We start from the raw sequence: 17,384 nt of genomic DNA on the forward strand, positions 1-17,384 counted from the left end.
CGCCCAAGGCCCCCACGGGACCGGGCGTGATCGAGCACCCTCCAATGTTTGCTATGGTTTTCCACGTCGGAACGGGCGAGGCCCGCGAGACAGACACCTTGTCCGGGTGGCGGAATGGCAGACGCGCTAGCTTGAGGTGCTAGTGCCCTTTATCGGGCGTGGGGGTTCAAGTCCCCCCTCGGACACCAGCCACAGGCCCACGGTTCCTCAGGAACCGTGGGCCTGTGTCGTTGTGCGGCCCTCCCCGGTGCGGCCGGCCAGGCCGTACCAGAACGCGGCCTCCTCGTGGGCGCCCTCCGCGTCCGCCACATCGCCGAGCAGGGAGAGCAGCGCGGCCGGGAGCGGGTGCGGTGCGGGTGCGGGAGGTGTGGGGCCGGGCAGGGTGAGCGTCGGGCGGTCGGTGCCCGGGGGCGCGGTGTCGTCCATGACCGTCTCCTCCTCCAGCGTCACCAGGGGCCGGCAGATCTCCATGGCGCGCTCCCGTCGTCCTTCGCTGAGCAGCAGTTCCGCGTACGTCTGGCGGGCGCCGGTCTCCGTGTCGCCGTCGCCGTCGGCGCACGCGATGGCCGCCTCCAGCCAGGGATACGCCTCCTCCGGGCGGTTGTCCGCCGCCAGCACGCGGCCGAGCAGCAGGAGGGCCTGCGGCCGGTGCCCGGTGTCGTCGGAGCGGGCCAGCGGCAGCAGGACCTCCTCGGCCTCGGGCAGCAGGCCCAGGCGGAAGAGGGTGCTGCCGAGGTAGCGACGGGCGAGCGGTTCGGTCTCCGGGTCGCCCGCGGCGAGGGCGTCGGTGAGGAGCTCGCGGGCCCGGTCCAGGTCGTTGACCGAGCGCCGGACGACGCCGAGCAGGGCGCCGATCCGGGGCGCGGTGCCGGGGCCGGCCAGCTCCAGGGCGGCTTCGAGCAGTTCGCCGGCCGTCTGGACCTCGCCGGTCTCCAGCAGGTACTCGCCGGCGCCGAGGTAGCCGGCGACGATGGCCTCCGTGTCGCCGGAGTCCTCCACCCGCACCAGGAGCGCCTGCGCGGCGTCCGGGTCGCGGTGCAGCAGCCGAACCGCGAGCCAGGCCCGGGCGACCTCGGTGACCTGGGAGGGTTCGCCGTCGACCACCGTGCGGACCAGGGCCTCGGCGGCCTCGTCCTCACCGTCGGCGGCCAGGCACTTGGCGAGGTGGAAGCGGGCGAACTGGGAGGCGGCGCCCACGTCGGCGCCGGCGGCCGCCCGCAGCTGCTCACGGCCCTCCTCCGGCCGGTCGTTGCCGAGGTGGACGACGCCGAGGACGCCGCGCGCCCACGCCTCGGCGCCCGGGTCGCCCGAGGCGGCGACCACCAGGAGCAGGCGTTCGGCCTCCGCGAAGTCGCCGTGGTCGGCGAGCATGACGGCCAGGTCCATGCGGGCGATCAGCGACCACTGGGCGTGGCCGGAGCCGATGGCGACGCGGTAGAAGTGCTCGGCCTCGTCGAAGCGGCCCTCGCGCACGAGGAGGTCGCCCAGGAGATCGGCCGCGCGGGGACCCTGGTGGGGGTGGCCCGACTCGATGACCGCGGTGAAGAGTTCCGCGGCCGCCTCCGCGCTGCCGCCGCCCCGGGCCGCTTGGAGCAGGGCGAGTTCGATCCGGACGACCTGCGCCCAGTCGCGGTGTCCGGAGGCGACCGCGAGGCCGTACGCCTGCTCGGCGTCCTCGATGCGGCCCTCCCGGACGAGGAGGTCGCCGAGCGCGGCGGCGGCGAGTGGGGAGAGGCCGGGGTGGCGGGCCTCGATGACGGTGTTCAGCAGCCGGGCCGGCCGGTCCGGGCCCTCGCCGCTGCCGGCGAGCATCAGGGCCAGCTCGACCCGGGCCATGCCGCCCCACTCCGGGTGGCCGGTGGCGATGGCCCGCTCGAAGAACTCCTCGGCGGTGCTCAGGTCGCCCTCGTTCGCGTACCACTCGGCGAGGCCGCAGAGCGCGCGCGGGCCCTGGGCCGGGTGGCCGGACGCGGCGGCCTCGCGGAGCAGGTCCATGCCCTGCTCGATGCGCCCGCGCGGGCGCAGGGAGACGGCGAGCAGGATCTTGGCGTACGGGATGAGGAGCGGGTTGCCGGATTCGATCAGGGGCCGCAGGACCTCCTCCGCCTCCTCGTTGCGTCCCCGTACGATCAGCAGCTCGCCGAGGCCCACCTGCGCCCGGGGCACCGCGTGGAAGCGGCCGCCGGCCAGCGCGGAGCGCAGCAGTTCCTCGGCGCGGTCGATGTCGCCCTGGCCGACCAGCAGGGAGCCGAGGCTGGCCTGGGCGACCGAGGCGACCTGGCCCGCCATGGACTCGCCGACCGCGCGGGAGAGCGACCACGGCTGCTCGACGGGTTCGGCGCGCCCGGCCGGGACGCCGCCGGCCCGCACAGTGGCCTTGCCCTGGCCGCTGCCGGGGCGCTGTCCCGTACGCGCTCCGGCGGCGTCGCCGTCGGCGCCGCTGAGGACGCTCACCAGGCGGGCCTGGGCGAGCGGGGCGGCCTCGGTGTCGCCGGCCGCGACGATCGCCTCCAGCATGCGTTCGGCGCGCTCCTCCTCGCCGTCCGCGTGGAGCAGGGTGGCCAGCCCGACCTGCGCGACCTGGGAGAGCTGGGGGTCGCCGGCCGCGACGGCGCTCTCCAGGAGCCTGCGGGAGCGGTCGCGGTCCCCGTACATCATGAGCAGTTCGGCCAGGACGGTCCGGGCGAGCGGGACGACGCTGTCCACGGCGGACTCCGCGGCGCGTTCCAGGAGCCGGGCGGCCGCGTCGAAGTCGGCCAGGTAGAGGTGCATCTCGCCGAGCATGAGGGCGGCCCAGGCGGCGCTGTCGCGGTCGTCGGTGCCGTCCGCGATGCGGTGCAGGAGCCGTTCGGCGATGGCGGCCTCGCCCCGGACGAGCGCGGTGTAGGCGCTGGGGAGGAGTGCGGCGGCGGGGCGGCGGTCGGCGAGGTACTTCCAGGCGAACCACGGGACCGGGGCGGACGGGTCGTCGTCGCGGCGGTCCAGGTACTCCGAGAGGTACGGGGTGCTGGCGTAGCCGCCGGGGCCGGGGGCGCGGTGGACGAGCGCGATCGTGCCGGCGACCGGTTCGCGGGCCCAGGCCAGGGCGGTGCGGTAGGCGGTTTCGTCGGCGTCGAGCGCGGGGTGGTGCTCGGCCAGGTAGCCGGCGAACAGTTCGCGCAGCACGGCGTCCGGGACCGGGTCGGTGACGCCCATGCGCATCCAGTCGGCGGCGGCCCTGGCCAGGGCCCAGCCGGGCGGGCAGCTCTCGGCGCCGTCGGTGAAGCGCCGTTCCAGGCTGGGGGCGGCGACCATGAGTTCACCGATGCCCCGGGCCGCGAAGTCCTCCCCCGGGTAGGCCGCCCGGGCCGCCTCCGCGTCCTGGGGGCCCAGCAGGGTGGGCAGTTCGACGGTGCTCGCCTTGTCGATGACGGTGCGGGCGATGCGGCCGACGTCGTTCTCCATGGCGGTGAGCGCGGCCCGCTGCTTGGCGGGGAGGGTCGCCGCGATCGTCACGGCCGGCTGCCGGCGGGCCAGCCGGTCCAGGATCTGGAGGTCGAGGCCACCGGGGTGGAGGTAGCGGTGCAGGTCGTCGAGCCAGAGCACGACGCGGTCGGAGCCGGTGGGCAGGCTGAGCCGGCTGAGGTCGTCCAGCGTCCGGCGGGCCGAGTCGCCGGGGCGCGGCACGACGAGCCGGGCGTCCGGCATCGCCCGGGCCAGCGCCTCGTACAGGGTGCGCGACTTGCCCGCTTTGGAACGCCCGGCGAGCAGCACGAACCTGCGGGTGGCGAGGAGTTCGGCGAGCCGGGCGTCCTGAGGGCTGCGGCGCACGTAGGGGGCGCCGGCGGAGCCGCCCCGGTCCGGGTCGCTGTACTTGGAGCGGCAGACGCCGATGTCGTACGGGTCCACCTCGTCGACTCGCGGGATGCGGCCGTCCTCGGTGAGCGGAATCCAGAGCAGGGCCTCCAGCCGGTCGCGTACCTCGGTCGTCGTCAGGTCGCGGACGAGGGGGCCGAGTCCGGGCCAGTAGCGGGCCAGGGCCTCCGCCTTGACGGCGTAGGCGGTGCGCCGGTCGACGGAGGTCACCGAGTCGCGGGCGACGAGCATGCCGACGACGCCCTGGCGGTCGACGTCCCACACGGGTCCGCCCGAGAAGCCCTTCTCCAGGCCCCAGCCGGTGTGCGGGCCCGCCTCCACCTGGATCCACTCGCTGCCGGCGTGGCCGATGATGTCGCCGCGGACCGGGACGCCCCGGCGCTTGTGCTCCTCGGGGTAGCCGTAGGCGCGGAAGCGGTGGTCCCAGGTGCCGGGGCCGGTGGTGCGGAGCGGGGCGGGCAGGGCCTCGGGGGGTGCGGGCGCGGCGAGTTCGAGGACGGCGACGTCGCCGGTGCCGTCCCCGGTGTCCGGGTGCCAGCCGCCGGGGACGACCGCGGCGGGCAGCGGGTCGTGCGGAGCGGCGTACTGGAACCGTACGAAGACCGGCCGGGCGGGCGGCTCGGGGGACCGTCCGGGGCCCACGACGTGGGCGCAGGTCACGATGTGGCGCGGGGTGACGAGGAATCCGGCGCCCACCGGGTCGCCGTGCTCGGTCCTGCGTACGCCGACCAGCCAGGGCGGGCGTTCCCAGTCCGGAGACACCGCAGGTCAGTCCGCCTGCGGGCGGTTCCAGGAGACCTTGACCGCGAAATGCCCCTCGATCGCGGTCTTGGCGATCACCACGCCGGACTCGGCGTTGAACTTCATGCCGAACTCGATCTCGTACGCGTCGGGGCCGAGCGCCCGTACGGACTCCATGACGGAGCGGAGCGCGGGGCGGGCCTGGGCGAGCGCGTCCTCCAGCCGCCGGCCGGCGCGCACGACCTCGCCCGAGTCGCGCGAGATGCGTTCGAGTCCGGGTGCGTCGTCGGGAACCTCGACCTGGAGCGAGGCGCCGTCCGGCCCTTCGAAAGACACGACTTCCGGCATGAAGTCCCCCTGCGTTCAAGTGGGTTGCGGATCGATCGTATCGGGCGGGACGGCCCCCGCGAGGGGCTTCGGGTGATGTGATGATGGTGCGGGTGTGCACCCGGGGGACGGAGGGCGTCGTGAACGAGGCCGCGGAGGAGATCGCCGCCGCGCTGTCGGGCGCCGGGGCGGAAGGGCCGGAGGCGGAGGTGGCGCTGCGGGTCCTCGGCCTCACCTTCCGGTGGGCCGGGGCGGCGCTGGGCCGGGTCGACGGCGGTGAGAGCGGTGCGCCGGCCCTCGCGGCGCTGTTCGCGCTGGAGGACGCGCTCGCGGAGTCCGGGGCGCTGGCCGACGCACTGCCCGGGCTGCTGGCGGCGGCGATGCCGGGCGAGGCGTTCGGCGACGGTACGCAGGAGCTGATGCGCCGGCTCGGCGCCGTACGCGAGCGGGTCCGGGAGGAGCGCGAGCGGGCCGATCTCGCGCGTGCCGCGCTGGAGAAGCTGGCGGCCGCCGAGGGGGCGCTTCGGGACCGGCTCGCCGAGCACGAGGCGCTGCGGCGCCAGGTGGACGAGTTGCGGAGGCTGGAGCGGCTGGTACTCGCCCTGGACGCGCTCCAGGAGCAGCAGGAGGTCATCGCGGAGCGGCTGGCGGCCCTGCGCGGCCGGGACGCGGGGGTCGAGGGGACGCTGCGCACCAGCAGCGACGCGCTGGTGCGGCTCTCGGAGGACCGGCTCGCGGCCCTGGCCCCGCGCACCCGGGAGGCCCTGGAGCGGGCCGAGGAGGCGCAGCGCGCGCTGGCCGAGGAGGAGCGGGTGCACGGCGACGCGGCGGCCGACCTGGCCGAGCGGCAGGCCCGGCTGGAACGCATCCGCGAGGCGCAGGGCGACCGGGTCGCCTCGCTGCGGCGGTACGCGGCGGTGGACCGCGAGCTGGCGGGTGCGCTGGCGGCGCCCGGGGGCGCGCCGGACGGCGCGGTGGCGCCGGAGCACCGGGTGACGCTGGCCGAGGTGGCGGCGGCCACGGAGGAGATCGAGCGGCGGCTGGGCGCGGCGGACGAGGCGCTGCGGCGGGTGCTGACCGAACGGGAGGCGCGGGACCGGGGCGGGAAGTCGGTGGTGCACCGCACTCCATAGCGTGGCCCCTCGGTTCAGTACGGCGGAGCCGGTACGTCCTCCGGCAGGAACTGGCTGAAGGTGCCCGCCTCGGAGCCCTCGCCGGCCCGGGTGAAGCGGGCGGCCAGGCGGGATTCCATGAGTTCCAGGAGCTTGCGGACGGTGCGGGCGTTGCCGAAGCCCGTCGGGTCGGCGCGGCGGGTCGCGGCCAGCCACTCCCCCGCGTGGCGCGGCACCTCGGGGTGCAGGGTGTAGCCCTGGGCCGCGGCCATCCGGCGCAGGATCTCCAGGAGGTCCTCGGGGCCGTAGTGCGGGAAGGGGACGCGCTCGGTGAAGCGGGACGGGAGGCCGGGGTTGGAGGCCAGGAAGTCGTCCATGTCCCGGGGGTAGCCGGCGACGATCACGGAGAGGCGGCCCCGCCACTGTTCCATCTCCAGGACCAGGGTGTCGATCGCCTCCTTCCCGTAGCCGCCGTATCGCACATCGCTGACCAGGCTGTACGCCTCGTCGATGAACAGGACCCCGTCCAGGGCGTCCTGCACGGCCTGCCGGACCAGGGGGGCGGTCTCGCCGAGGTGGGCGCCGACCAGGGTCGCCCGGCTCGCCTGCACGACGTGCCCCTTGCGCAACAGGCCCAGCTCGCGGAAGAGGGAGCCGACGAGCTGGGCGACGGAGGTCTTCCCGGTCCCGGGCGGCCCGGTGAACAGCAGGTGCGGGGGTGTCAGTTCGCCGCTGCCGTGGGCCTGGCGCAGGCGCTGCCGGTTGGCGAGGCTGGTCAGCACCTCGCGGACCGGGCCCAGCCCCACGTACGAGTCCAGGTCGGCGAGGAGCCGCGCGGGGTCGGGCGCCGGGCGTTCCAGGTAGTCCCGGTAGCGCTCCGGCAGGTCGTCGGGGACGACCGGTTCGTCGACGTCGCGGCGCACCCGGTGGGACCAGCGGGTGAAGACGGCGTCCGCGAGGGTGCGCATGTCGCGGGCGTTGCCGAAGAACTCGTCCCGGGTGCGGTGCATCTCGGTCACGATGCTGAGGAGCTGGGTCTCGGTCTCGGGGGCGGGCCGTGCGCCGCGCTCGCGGAGGCGGTCGAGGGCGATGGTGTGCAGGGTCCCCGGCGCGTAGTCGGGGAAGCGCAGGATGTTGTCCTCGGCGATCCGGCTCTTGAGGCCGGGGTTGGCTTCCAGGAACTCGGCCATCTTGTCGGGGTATCCGGCGACGATCAGGACCAGCCGGGCGCGGTCGTTCTCCATGCGGGCGAGGAGCGACTGGATGGCCTCGTCGCCGAACCCGTCCCGCTGGTCGCTGAGTCCGTACGCCTCGTCGATGAACAGCACGCCGTCCAGGGCCCGCTCGATCGTGGCGTCGGTGAGCCCGGCCGTCTGGCCGACGTAACCGGCCACCAGGTCGCTCATCTTCGCCTCGACCACATGGCCCCGCTCCAGGAGCCCGAGGTCGCGGTAGATCTCGCCGACCAGGCGGGCCACCGTGGTCTTGCCGGTGCCGGGGTTGCCGGTGAACACCAGGTGCAGGGAGGGCGGTTCGAAGACGCCGGACCGGCCGCCCGCGTGCAGGGCCTCCGCCGTCTCGGTCTCGGCCCGCAGGTGCTCGAAGCGCTCGCGCACGACGTCGAGCCCGGGCATGGCCGCCAGCCGCTCCCAGGGGCTGCGGGGGTCGTCCGTGGTGACCCCGGGGAAGGAGTCGCGTACCGCGGCCGGGCCGAGTACGGCGCCCGGGGTGCCGGCCAGCTGTTCCAGCCACGCCTGCCAGGCCCGCGCCGTGCGGGGGTGGCTGCCCATCGCCTTGACCACGGTGTCCAGTTCCCGCCAGTCCCCGACGCGCAGCCCGGTGCGCAGCCGTACGGCGTGGATGAGCCGTTCCACCTCGGCGGCGGGCGGGTGCCCGATCCTGGCGGTGCCGGGGCGGCCCGGGGCGGCGGCCTGCTGGCGGACCAGGGCCTCCAGGGCCGGGTAGGCGTGGCAGGACTCCACGAACCGCGCGACCTCGTCCAGGCCGGGCCTGCGGAAGACCATCAGCCACAGGTTTCCGTTGCCGTGGTCGTCGGCCCAGCCGTCCATGGCACCGGCCAGTTCGCGCTGGGCGCGGTAGTGGAGCAGGGTGCCCTCGGCGTGCGCGAAGACGACGGCCGTACGGTGCCGGCGCTGCGTCAGATAACCCTTCAGGGTCATCACGGCGAACGGGTCGCTGACTCCGGGAGCGGGCGCGGGCAGCGGTGTGCTCTCCTCGCGGGGTGCGGCGCCGGTGACCCGGAGGTTTCCCATCGGGCCGCGCATGCCCGGCGTACGCATGACGGGGAGCCCCGTGCGGGGGCCGGGGGTGCGCCCGGCGGGACGGGACAGGTCGCGGGACGCGGTGTCCCGGAAGTAGACGGGGTGGTCGGTGGAGCTGAAGACGATCCGCTCGTAGCCCTCGGCGCGCAGCAGCCGCCACAGCGCCTCCTCCAGCCGGCACACCTGGTAGGCGGTGTCGACGAAGACGTCCCCGGCGCCGGGGCCGTAGAGGATGGTGAACGGTTCGCCGCCCCGCAGGGCCGCCGGGTCGAGCCGTTCCACCAGCGGCCCGGCGGGGCGGGCCGGTTTGCCCAGCCGGGTCATCCGCCGCTCCCCGTTCCCTTCCGCCGGGCCTGCTCCCCGCGCTGCCGGTGGCCCTCGATGTCCAGGAAGCCCCGGTCGGGGGTGCCGGGTTCGGCCTCGGGGGCGGCCGGGGCGGCCCGGCCGTCCTCGGCGAGGGCCTGCCGGACGGCCTCGGCGCGGTCGCGGAGCTGGTCCTCGGAGGTGGTGTCGTAGTCGTAGGAGAGGACCCGGACGACCTGTTCGCCGGAGTCGGGGGCGGCCTGCGAGATGTCGAGGACGATCTCGTTGCCGTTCTCGTGGCGCAGCTTGGCGTAGTACGAGCCCCGGGGGTCGGCGTTCTCGTACTCGCCGTCCACGAAGTCGTAGTAGGCGAGCCTGCTCAGGCTGTGGGCGACGGTGTCGGCCAGGTTCACCCGGAGCTGCGAGGCGAGGTGGCGCATCGTCGCGCGCCCCACGGTGTCGCCGAGCTCCTCCTCCAGGCGGGGCGCGTCCCGGTCGCGCAGGCCGAGCAGTTCGTCGGTGGCCGTTGCGTCGTCCCGGGCGCGGGCCAGGGTCTCGGCGGCCTCGGTGCGCAGCCGGTCCCAGTCGCCCTCGGACCAGTAGGCGACGTCCACGGTGTAGTCGGGCAGGACCGCACCGTCGGGGCCGGTGACGGGCTGTTCGCGGCTGCCCTCGATCGCACCGGCCACGGTGGCGAGGGCGTCGATGGCCGCCATCTGGGCGGTGCAGCGCTCGAGTTCGCGCTGTTCGGTGTCGGCGCGGAGCTCGCTCAGGGAGTGGCAGGTCTCCTGGACGAGCGCGAGGGCGGCGTCGAACCTGCCCTCGGCGGCGTTCTGTTCGGCGGTGGTGAGCCGGCCGGTGAGGCGGTCCAGTTCGCCCGGTGCGTAGCGCTCGTGGAGCCCCGCCTCGGCAAGGTCGGCGGCCAGGGCGCGGGCGTCGGCCAGCCAGGTGCGTACCGTGCGGCCGGCGTGGGCGCGGTCCTCGGTGAGCTCGCCGATCTCCCGGGCCAGCCGGGCGGTCTCGGCGCGGCGTTCGGCGCGTTCCTCGGCGATGGCCCGGCGGGTTCGTTCCTGCTGTTCGGCGAGGCTGCGGCGGGTCTCCTCGCGGATCTGTCCGGCAGAGGCGGCGAGCGCCCCGCGCACCTCGGCGGCCTGGTCGCGGAGCCGGCGCGCGGTGTCGGCCTCCAGGCGGCGGGTCTGCTCGCTGAGGCCCTGAACGACCGCTTCGTGGCGCTGTTGGCGTTCCTCGACGCGTGAGAAGACCCGGTCCAGGTCCTCGCCGGTCTTCCGGCGGACCTCCTCGATGAGGCCGGGGATGTTGCGCTGGACGTCCTTGAGCTGCTGGGCCTTGCGCTGGATGCGATACCACTCGGACTCGTCGACCTGGATGCGCTTCCTACCGCTCATCGTGTTCCTGTCCTCTCACGGGAGTCGTGGTGCGGGTGCGGACCGCGTCGACGGCGAGGTCGAAGGCGTCGAGCAGGCCGGGCGGCGGTACGCCGATGAGCAGGGCCTCCGGACCGTTGACGGCGATCTCGGCGGACCGGGTGCGGTGCTCGAAGTCGTACCCCGTGTCCGCGAGGCGCCCGGTGAGGTGGTGGACGCGCTGGTTGGCGCTGCCGCGCAGACCGCGTCCGTCGTCCAGCGCGGCCACGTACACGCCGTCCACCAGGACGTCCACCTCGGCCAGGAGCGCGGCGACGCCGGGTCCCGGCGGCCGGGTGCGGAGCCGTTCGAGCCGGTAACCGGTGAAGCAGATCACCGTCACGTCGCGGATCTCCCGGGCCCGCCGGGCCACTTCGGCGAGGCCCGCCGCCTGGGCCATGGGTTCGCCCCCGGAGAAGGTCAGCCCGGTCACCCGCGCGTCGGCCAGCAGCTCCCGGGCCAGTTCCGCCGGCGCGGCCTGCCGGGCCGGCCGGAAGGGGATCCAGTCGGGGGCCATGCAGCCGGCGCAGCTGAACGGGCAGCCCTGGACCCAGAGCGCGGACCGCACGCCCGGCCCGAGCGCTTCGGTGCCGACGCGGGTGGCGGCCACGTCGAGGGCGGTGCCGGTCATCCGGGCCATCCGGGGGCGGGGGCCTGGCTGGGCCCGTCCAGGTAGGTGAAGGAGACGCCGCTGACGACGACTTCGGCGCCGGGTGCGCAGACCGCGCCGCTCTCGCGGGCGGCGGTGCCGTCCGGCGAGAACCGGATGCGCAGATCGGTGCGGGGGCCCTCGCGGGTGGACCTGCGCCTTCCGTGGACGGTGCCCCGGCCGCCGGCCGAGGCGGGGCGCAGCGTCATCCGGCGGCCGCGCAACTCGACGCGTTCGGGCAGCGGCCCGCCGAAGGGGGTGGCCAGCAGGAGCACGCCCCGCAGCGGCGGCCGGTTGGTCCGCCGCCAGGTCAGCCATCCGGCGAGGACGAGGACGGCGAGCCCGGCGGCCAGTGCGGGCAGGAACACGGCGGAGCCCACGTCGGCCCGCAGCGGCAGCCCCGTCTGCTGGACGCGTACCGCCGCCGGGGTCTTGAGCCGGATGTCGGGGGCGAGGGGGCGCTGCCAGGGGGAGGTGACCTCGCCTGCCAGGTGGAAGGTGGCGCGGGCGTTCTCGGTGCGGCGGTAGGGCAGGGCGCCTGCGGAGAGCCGGCCGCGCAGCCGGAGGGTGTACGTCTTCGACTCGCCCGGTTCCAGGGCGAGCCGGGTGGGCAGCCCTTCGACGGCCAGGTCCGGTCCGGTGACGGAGGCGCTCAGCCCGGTGACGGTCAGGGGGACGTGGGCGGTGGCCGAGCGCAGGGTGAGCTTCCTGGTGGCGGAGCCGTCGCCGAGGTCGAGCGTGTCGCCGTCCTGCCAGGTGGCGGTGACGCCCTTGCCGGCGTCGGGTGCGAGGAGGCGCGCGGCCTTGCGGGCGCGGGCGCGGTCGCCGGCCCGGGCGAGGTAGGCGCCGAGGTCCTGGATGCCGTTCGGGCGCAGGACGGTGGTGTCGGGGACGACGTTCGCGAGGAGGCCCGCGCCGGTCGCGCCGCCGCCGAGGGGGATGGCGTATCCGGCGAGTGCGGTGCGTCCGGCGACCGCCTTCGCCCGCTTGGTGAGCGCGACCCAGGCGGGGCCGGACGCCTTGGGATAGCGGGAATGGGCGGCGGGGCGGTGCTCGCCGTCGGTGAGCAGGACGACCGAGGACACCGGGGAGGCGTCGTCGCGTGCCACCTCCTTCAGGGCGGCGTCCAGGGCGGCCCCGATGTCGGTGTCGCCGCCCTCGGTGGGCGCGGCCGGGAGCGCGGCGATGATCTTCGAGGTGTCGCCGGCCGGGCCCACGTAGCGCGCCTCGGTCCGGGAGTCGAACGTGAACAGCGCGACGTGGTCCTCCGGGGTGAGCCCGTCCAGGAAGGGGCGCAGCGTCGCGCGGACGGTGTGGTACCGGCCCTCCTTGGTCATGGAGCCGGAGGTGTCCACGAGGATCGCGTAGTCGGCCGGTTCCCGCTCCAGTTCGAGCGCCCGGTATATCTCGGCGCGGGTGGGGTCCGGGGCGGCGGGCGCGGCCTGGGCGGGGGCGGCCGGGAGCGCGGCGAGGAGCGCGGCGGCGAGCAGCGCGGCGCGGCGCCGGAGCGGCCGGGCGGGGGCGGTGCGGTTCACGGGCCCACTTCCTTGGAGTCGGTGCCGATGTCGGCCGGCAGGGTGCCCAGCGGGAACGCTCCGGGCGGTCCGGCGCCGAGGGGGTGCAGGACCAGGGCGGCGGTCCCGTCGGCGGCGAGCCGGACGCCCACGTGGAAGCGGTCGGTCTCGCCGCCGCCGGGCAGGGTGAGGGTGGTGAGGGGGGCGCGGGCACCGCTCGCGGGGTCGCTCACCCGCACCCGCACCGGGCGCCCCGGGGCGGTGCGCACGCCGATGCGCCGCCCGTCGGTCTCGGCGTAGACGGGGGGTCCGCCGGGTTCCAGCGTCCCGGCGGCGCTGATCAGCAGCTCCCGGTCCGTGGGCCGGCCGGCCTCGGTGCGGTGCGCGCCGATCCACAGCTCGTACGGGTAGCGGTCGGCCGGGTCGACGCGGCCGGCGGCGACGAGCGCGGCGCCGAGGACCGCCGCGTGGGCCGGGTCGGTGCCGTCGGGGAGGGCGGTGAGCGGCAGCCCGGCGGCGTCCAGGTGCGGGTGGAGGGGGCCGAAGCGGGCGACGCCGCCGGCCAGGGCGAGCGGGGCGGTCCGGCCGGGGGCGCCCAGCGCCTCGGCCAGCGCCCGGTCGAGGCCGTCGGTGAGCAGCGGCAGGGCGGCGCGGACCGTGCCGGCGGTGACGGGGCGGCCCGCGACGTGGTGGACGGCGGTGGTCTCGAAGCGTGCGGGGTCGCGGGCGGCCCGGTCGAGGACGAGGGCGAGGCGGCGGCCGGCGCCCGGCTCTGCCCGGACGGCGGCCAGGGCGCGGCGGGTGCCGTCGTCGGGGGTGAGCCCGGACCGGGTGAGGAGGGCCGTGTCGAAGCCGGCGCCGTAGCCGTCGTCGGGGGCGTGCCGGGAGGCGGCGGCGACGGCCACCGCGCCCGGGGTCACGACGCACGCGGACACCTCGGCGGCCGACGCGCCGAGGTCGCACACCGCGTACCGGCCGGGTGCGAGGCCGCCGGTGTGCCGGAGCAGGGCGAGCACGGCGTGCGGGGTGGCGAGGGTGCGCACGTCGGGGGCCGGCGCCCGGGCGGACGGGGCGGTGAGGACGTCGGCGGCGCGGCGCGCGTGGCCGGCCCGGTCGTGCTGCGGGACGACGACGAGCAGCCGGGCCGGGGCGTCGTGGTGCCGGAGGTAGGCGTCGTACGCGGCGCGCAGGGCGGCGGCCCGGTCGCCGCGCGCCGCCTCGGGCACGGACAGCCCCTCGCCGGGCACCGCGCCCGGCAGCTCGACCGGTTCGGGGTCGCCGCCGGGCCCGACGCGGGCGAGGCGCGCGTACCGCGATCCGGCGTCGATCGCGAGTGCCGTCATCCGTCCCCCTTCTTCTTGAGCCGGAACCCCCATCGGGGTGAGCGCTCCTCCTGGTACGAGGAGGCGGGCGGGTAGGCGGGGTGGCCGTCGGGGGTCCGGGGCGGGGCTCCCTGGGGGCCGCCGGGGGCCGGGGGGTGCGGCTGGGGGGCGGACGGCGGGGCGGCGGGCGGGGAGGGGCGGGGCGGGTACGCTCCGCGGGGCGGGGCGGTGTGTGCGGGGGCGCTGAGGGCTCCGATGATCCCGCGGTGGCGGGTCTCCTCGTGGTGGCTGTGGCGGATGAGCCGGGCGCACAGTTCGCGGTACCGGGCGTCGCGGCCCAGTGCCTCGTACACCGCGAGGCCGATGCGGGGCTGCTGCCGGTCGAGTTCGGCGGTGAGCGCGTAGCCGAAGTCGGGGCCGCAGTCGCTGATCAGGGCGGCGATCTCGTCCAGCAGGCGGCCGGTGACCGAGCGGTGCGGGCAGCCGCTGATGATGATCCTCGCCAGTTCGCCCAGCTCCGCCCGGGCGTTGACGGCCAGCCGCAGCCGCCGGACCGCGCGCAGCCAGCCGAGCCCGGTGCGTTCCAGGCCCTCGACCAGGTCGGTGGGGAGGTCGAGGTCGAGCCAGTGGCCGTAGTCCGCCTGCATCAGCCGCCGGGACAGGCCCTCGCCGACGGTGGTCTCGATGCTGGGCCGCTGTTTCATCCACCGGGTGAGGACGGGCCAGCCGTGCTCGGGGTCCGGCCGGTCCCCGAGGAGGGCGGCGATCACGTCGTCGCGCAGGGCGGGGTCCCCGTCGGTGCGGGCCACGAGCGCGTCGGCGTACCGGTCGAGGGCGGGGGCCCCGTCGGTGATCCCGAGCAGCCGGGGCAGCGGGGCCGCCGGGCGGAAGCCGGGGTCCGCCGCCCGGCCGGTGAGCCACAGCAGGTCCGCTTCGGCGGCGGTGCCCGGCGGGAGCCCGGGGGCTCCGGGGCGGGCCAGTTCGTCGAGGAGCGTGAGGAGTTCGGCCTGCCGGCCGGCCCGCAGGACGCCGCGCAGGACGGGCCACAGCGGGCCGATCACGGCGGGCTGCCCGTGGTCGCGGGCGGTCTCCAGGGCGATGCGCCAGGCTTCCTCGTTGTCCCCGACGAACGCGGTGGCGTCGGCCTCGGTGGCGCCGGCGGCCGTGTGGTGGCCGGTGAGCGCGCCGGCGAAGCGCAGCCAGCGGGGGAACGGTCCCGCGCCGGGGGCGGCGGCGAGGGACAGCAGCCTTTCCAGCGGGCGCAGTTCGCGGGCGTGGTTGGTGAACAGGCCGCGCACCCAGGCGAGTCCGGCCTCCGGTGAGGCCAGCAGGACCCCGTCGGTGGTCTCGGTGGAGTAGCCGTACTCCCGTTCCACCATGTAGGCGAGCTGTCCGGCCCAGACGGGGTCGTAGCCGGGGGCGGTCGCCAGTGCCGTGAAGAGACGGCCGAACGCGGCGGGCCGGCCGGTCCCTTCCAGGGCGTGCATCAGGCTCAGGTACTTCCTGGCCAGGGCGAACGTCTCCTTGGACGCCGGCTGTGCGAGGACGTCGGCGGCGAGCAGGTCCGGGACCGCCGGAATCCAGTGGCGGGCGAGGAGGGCGGTGGCGGCGCCGTCGTCGGGGCGCACGGCGGTGCGGGCGAGGAAGGAGACCAGCTCCCGCTGCCCTCGCTCGGCCAGGGTGTCGAGGGCGTGCAGGGCGAGCAGCCGCCCCACCTCCTCGGTCTGCCCCCTGCCCTGCCGGACGGCGTCCAGGACGGAGTCCAGAAGGTCCAGTTCGCGCAGGACGCGGACGGCGTCGGCGCCTTCGCGCAGCGGGACGGGTGCGGTGGCGGCGAGGAGGTGGGCGACGACGTCGGCGGTGGACTCCCGCTTGGCGCGTACCCGGGACAGCTCGGCGAGGTAGATGCGGGCGGTGTCGCCGCCGGGGGCCGGGGCCCGGCCGGTGGCGAGCGGGAGCTCCAGCTGCCCGCTGCGCGCGGACCCGGCGAACACCAGCCGCAGCGCGTGCTCGGTCTTGCCGGCCCAGGTGGCGCCACTGAGCCACGTGCGGCAGCCGTACGGCAGCAGGGCGCAGATCGCGTCGAGGACCCGGACCCGCTCGGCGATGCCGGGGAGGGCGGAGCCGCGCGGGGCGGTGATGACGAGGTGCCGGCCGTCGAGGAGGAGGGCGGCCGCCCCGGCGGCCCACTCGAAGCCCAGCCGGTCGATGGTGTCCGCGAGTTCGGCGGCGGGGGTGCGCTCGGCGTGCAGGACGGCCTCGGCGCCGGGCTGGGTCTCGGTGCGGGCGGCGGCCCGGTCGAGGGAGGTCCAGGTCAGCCCGGCCCGACTGGCGGGCTGCCATTCGGCGAGCAGCAGCCGCCAGGTGTAACTGGGCCTGCCGGTGCTGTCCTTGGAGCCGTCCCAGGTCGTGTCGACCACCGCGCAGACCGGCCGGTCCTCACCGTCCGCGGTGCTGAGGAAGACCCGCCAGGGCAGTTCGCCGTCCGGGTCGCGGCCGTCCGGGGTGCCCGTGGTGGCGCTCCACAGATAGCGCTGGGCCCGGTCTCCCGGGAGGCTGCCGTCCAGCACCTCGTACCCCATGGAGCGGCCCGCCCGCTTGCCCAGCACGGCCCAGTCGGCGGGCAGCGGGACCGCGCCCGGGCTCTCGCTCACCGCTGCCACGGCTTCGAGCCGCCGGACCGGATGCGCCTTTCGAGGTCGATCAGCGGTTCCAGCACGTTGATGGGCACGGGCGAGGTGCAGATGCGGGGGACGCCGTCCACGACCTCGACGTTCAGGTAGTTGCGGTAGTCGAAGATGTTCTGCGGGTTGAGCCGGAAGCCGATGGCGGAGGTCGCGTAGTACGAGATGCGCGACGGGTGGAAGAAGTTGGACAGGCCGTCGCGCACCAGGCGGGCGCTGGCGCCGCGCACGTCGTCGCACATCCACTGGAAGAAGCGGGCCGCCTGGTCGTCGGGGACGCGCGGCAGCCGGTTGCCCTCCAGGCTCTGCGTCACCCAGCCCGCCTCCACGGCCGGACGGAACACCTCGGGGTCGTCGAACTTGGTGATGCAGACCGAGACGTGGTGGGGCAGCCGGTTGCGGTGGAGCTTCCCGGCGTCGCGGACCCGGGCGTTGAGTTCGGTGAGCATCGAGTAGAGGAAGTTGAGCCCTTCCCCGGCCCGCTGGCTGTCGAGCAGCGGGTCGAAGAGGTAGATCAGCCCCTGGGAGCGGGCCAGCTGGTCGAGGACCCTGGGCCGCAGGGCGTTGGCCTCGTCGCCCCGGTACGCCTCGCCGGTGACGTCCTGGACCTCCAGGATGAAGCCGGTCTCCCTGCTCTTCTTGAACGGCCCGGCCTTCGGCTCGTCGCCCTGGAAGGACCAGGACAGGGGCTGGAGGCCCACGGTCGCCTCGGGGAAGAGGCGGCGGATCGCCAGCTGGGTGACGCCGTCGTTGAGGAATTCGATGGACTCGGGGTTCATCCCGCCGATGACCCAGTTGGAGCGGCTGTGGCGCTGCTGCTGCATCGCGGCGATGGCCATCGAGGCCAGGTAGGTCGTCTTGCCGGAGCGGGGCGCGCCCCACAGCCCGATGCGGACCCGGTCGGCCGCCGGGTTCTCCACACCGGTGGGGGCGACGGGGATCGGCAGGGGTTCGAGGTGGCCGTCCACCGAGGGGTAGGACGGCTGTCCCGGCCCGTAGGCGACGGTGGTGTCGGGCTGCGGCGGCAGGGTGCCCCAGGGGGCCGTGGTGGCGTCGGGGTCGGAGGACGAGGCGGTGTGACCCGGCGGTTCGGAGCGCCCGACCGCGTCCTCGGGGGGCTCGTTGGGGTCGTAGTACGGATCGGTCATGTGTCTCTCCTCGTACCAAGGCG

10 protein-coding genes and 1 tRNA gene are annotated in these 17,384 nt (G+C 75.9%); 2 read left to right on the forward strand and 9 right to left on the reverse strand.

Going from position 1 to position 17,384, the window contains the following annotated elements:
• The first annotated feature begins 100 nt into the window (after positions 1 to 100).
• Positions 101 to 188: transfer RNA gene (locus ACLQ2N_RS30260), tRNA-Leu, on the forward strand.
• A 19-nt stretch (positions 189 to 207) separates the two neighbouring features.
• Here ACLQ2N_RS30260 and ACLQ2N_RS30265 read toward each other — a convergent pair.
• Positions 208 to 4,617 (reverse strand): tetratricopeptide repeat protein, encoded by a 4,410-nt coding sequence (locus ACLQ2N_RS30265; RefSeq protein ID WP_425817967.1) that lies wholly within the window; start codon positions 4,615 to 4,617, stop codon positions 208 to 210.
• A gap of 6 nt (positions 4,618 to 4,623) precedes the next feature.
• Complete coding sequence (locus ACLQ2N_RS30270) at positions 4,624 to 4,944, reverse strand: CU044_2847 family protein (RefSeq protein WP_425817968.1); 321 nt, start codon at positions 4,942 to 4,944, stop codon at positions 4,624 to 4,626.
• 119 nt (positions 4,945 to 5,063) lie between these two features.
• Here ACLQ2N_RS30270 and ACLQ2N_RS30275 point away from each other — a divergent pair, with 119 nt between their 5' ends.
• Positions 5,064 to 6,056, forward strand: coding sequence for a hypothetical protein (locus ACLQ2N_RS30275; protein ID WP_425817970.1), 993 nt, complete (start codon positions 5,064 to 5,066; stop codon positions 6,054 to 6,056).
• 14 nt (positions 6,057 to 6,070) lie between these two features.
• Here the strand turns inward: ACLQ2N_RS30275 and ACLQ2N_RS30280 are convergent, their stop codons facing one another.
• The 7 genes from ACLQ2N_RS30280 to ACLQ2N_RS30310 are packed head-to-tail and all read right to left on the reverse strand — an operon-like array spanning position 6,071 to position 17,361.
• Entirely contained in the window at positions 6,071 to 8,641 is a 2,571-nt protein-coding gene (locus ACLQ2N_RS30280; RefSeq protein ID WP_425817972.1) for an AAA family ATPase, read from the reverse strand.
• Entirely contained in the window at positions 8,638 to 10,026 is a 1,389-nt protein-coding gene (locus tag ACLQ2N_RS30285; protein ID WP_425817974.1) for a hypothetical protein, read from the reverse strand. Before ACLQ2N_RS30285 ends, ACLQ2N_RS30280 begins: the two co-directional genes overlap by 4 nt.
• Positions 10,016 to 10,675 carry a 4Fe-4S single cluster domain-containing protein gene (locus ACLQ2N_RS30290; protein ID WP_425817976.1) on the reverse strand — a complete coding sequence of 220 codons (660 nt, stop codon included), beginning with the start codon at positions 10,673 to 10,675 and terminating at the stop codon, positions 10,016 to 10,018. The genes ACLQ2N_RS30285 and ACLQ2N_RS30290 overlap by 11 nt, the downstream gene beginning before the upstream one ends.
• Positions 10,672 to 12,228 carry a VWA domain-containing protein gene (locus ACLQ2N_RS30295; RefSeq protein WP_425817978.1) on the reverse strand — a complete coding sequence of 519 codons (1,557 nt, stop codon included), beginning with the start codon at positions 12,226 to 12,228 and terminating at the stop codon, positions 10,672 to 10,674. The genes ACLQ2N_RS30290 and ACLQ2N_RS30295 overlap by 4 nt, the downstream gene beginning before the upstream one ends.
• Positions 12,225 to 13,550: a hypothetical protein gene (locus ACLQ2N_RS30300; protein WP_425817980.1), complete on the reverse strand. Its 1,326-nt coding sequence runs from the start codon at positions 13,548 to 13,550 to the stop codon at positions 12,225 to 12,227. Before ACLQ2N_RS30300 ends, ACLQ2N_RS30295 begins: the two co-directional genes overlap by 4 nt.
• Positions 13,547 to 16,183 carry a hypothetical protein gene (locus tag ACLQ2N_RS30305; RefSeq protein ID WP_425817982.1) on the reverse strand — a complete coding sequence of 879 codons (2,637 nt, stop codon included), beginning with the start codon at positions 16,181 to 16,183 and terminating at the stop codon, positions 13,547 to 13,549. The genes ACLQ2N_RS30300 and ACLQ2N_RS30305 overlap by 4 nt, the downstream gene beginning before the upstream one ends.
• On the reverse strand, positions 16,180 to 17,361 hold the full coding sequence (locus ACLQ2N_RS30310) for a hypothetical protein (protein ID WP_425817984.1): 1,182 nt from the start codon (positions 17,359 to 17,361) through the stop codon (positions 16,180 to 16,182). The genes ACLQ2N_RS30305 and ACLQ2N_RS30310 overlap by 4 nt, the downstream gene beginning before the upstream one ends.
• Between the last annotated feature and the right edge of the window lie 23 nt (positions 17,362 to 17,384).

Source organism: Streptomyces sp. DT224, assembly GCF_049844595.1.
Taxonomy (GTDB): domain Bacteria; phylum Actinomycetota; class Actinomycetes; order Streptomycetales; family Streptomycetaceae; genus Streptomyces.

Coding starts and splice junctions, on each gene's coding strand:
- ACLQ2N_RS30310 (WP_425817984.1), bottom strand. CDS start 17,361: ATGACCGATCCGTACTACGACCCCAACGAGCCCCCCGAGGACGCGGTC.
- ACLQ2N_RS30285 (WP_425817974.1), bottom strand. CDS start 10,026: ATGAGCGGTAGGAAGCGCATCCAGGTCGACGAGTCCGAGTGGTATCGC.
- ACLQ2N_RS30300 (WP_425817980.1), bottom strand. CDS start 13,550: ATGACGGCACTCGCGATCGACGCCGGATCGCGGTACGCGCGCCTCGCC.
- ACLQ2N_RS30290 (WP_425817976.1), bottom strand. CDS start 10,675: ATGACCGGCACCGCCCTCGACGTGGCCGCCACCCGCGTCGGCACCGAA.
- ACLQ2N_RS30270 (WP_425817968.1), bottom strand. CDS start 4,944: ATGCCGGAAGTCGTGTCTTTCGAAGGGCCGGACGGCGCCTCGCTCCAG.
- ACLQ2N_RS30280 (WP_425817972.1), bottom strand. CDS start 8,641: ATGACCCGGCTGGGCAAACCGGCCCGCCCCGCCGGGCCGCTGGTGGAA.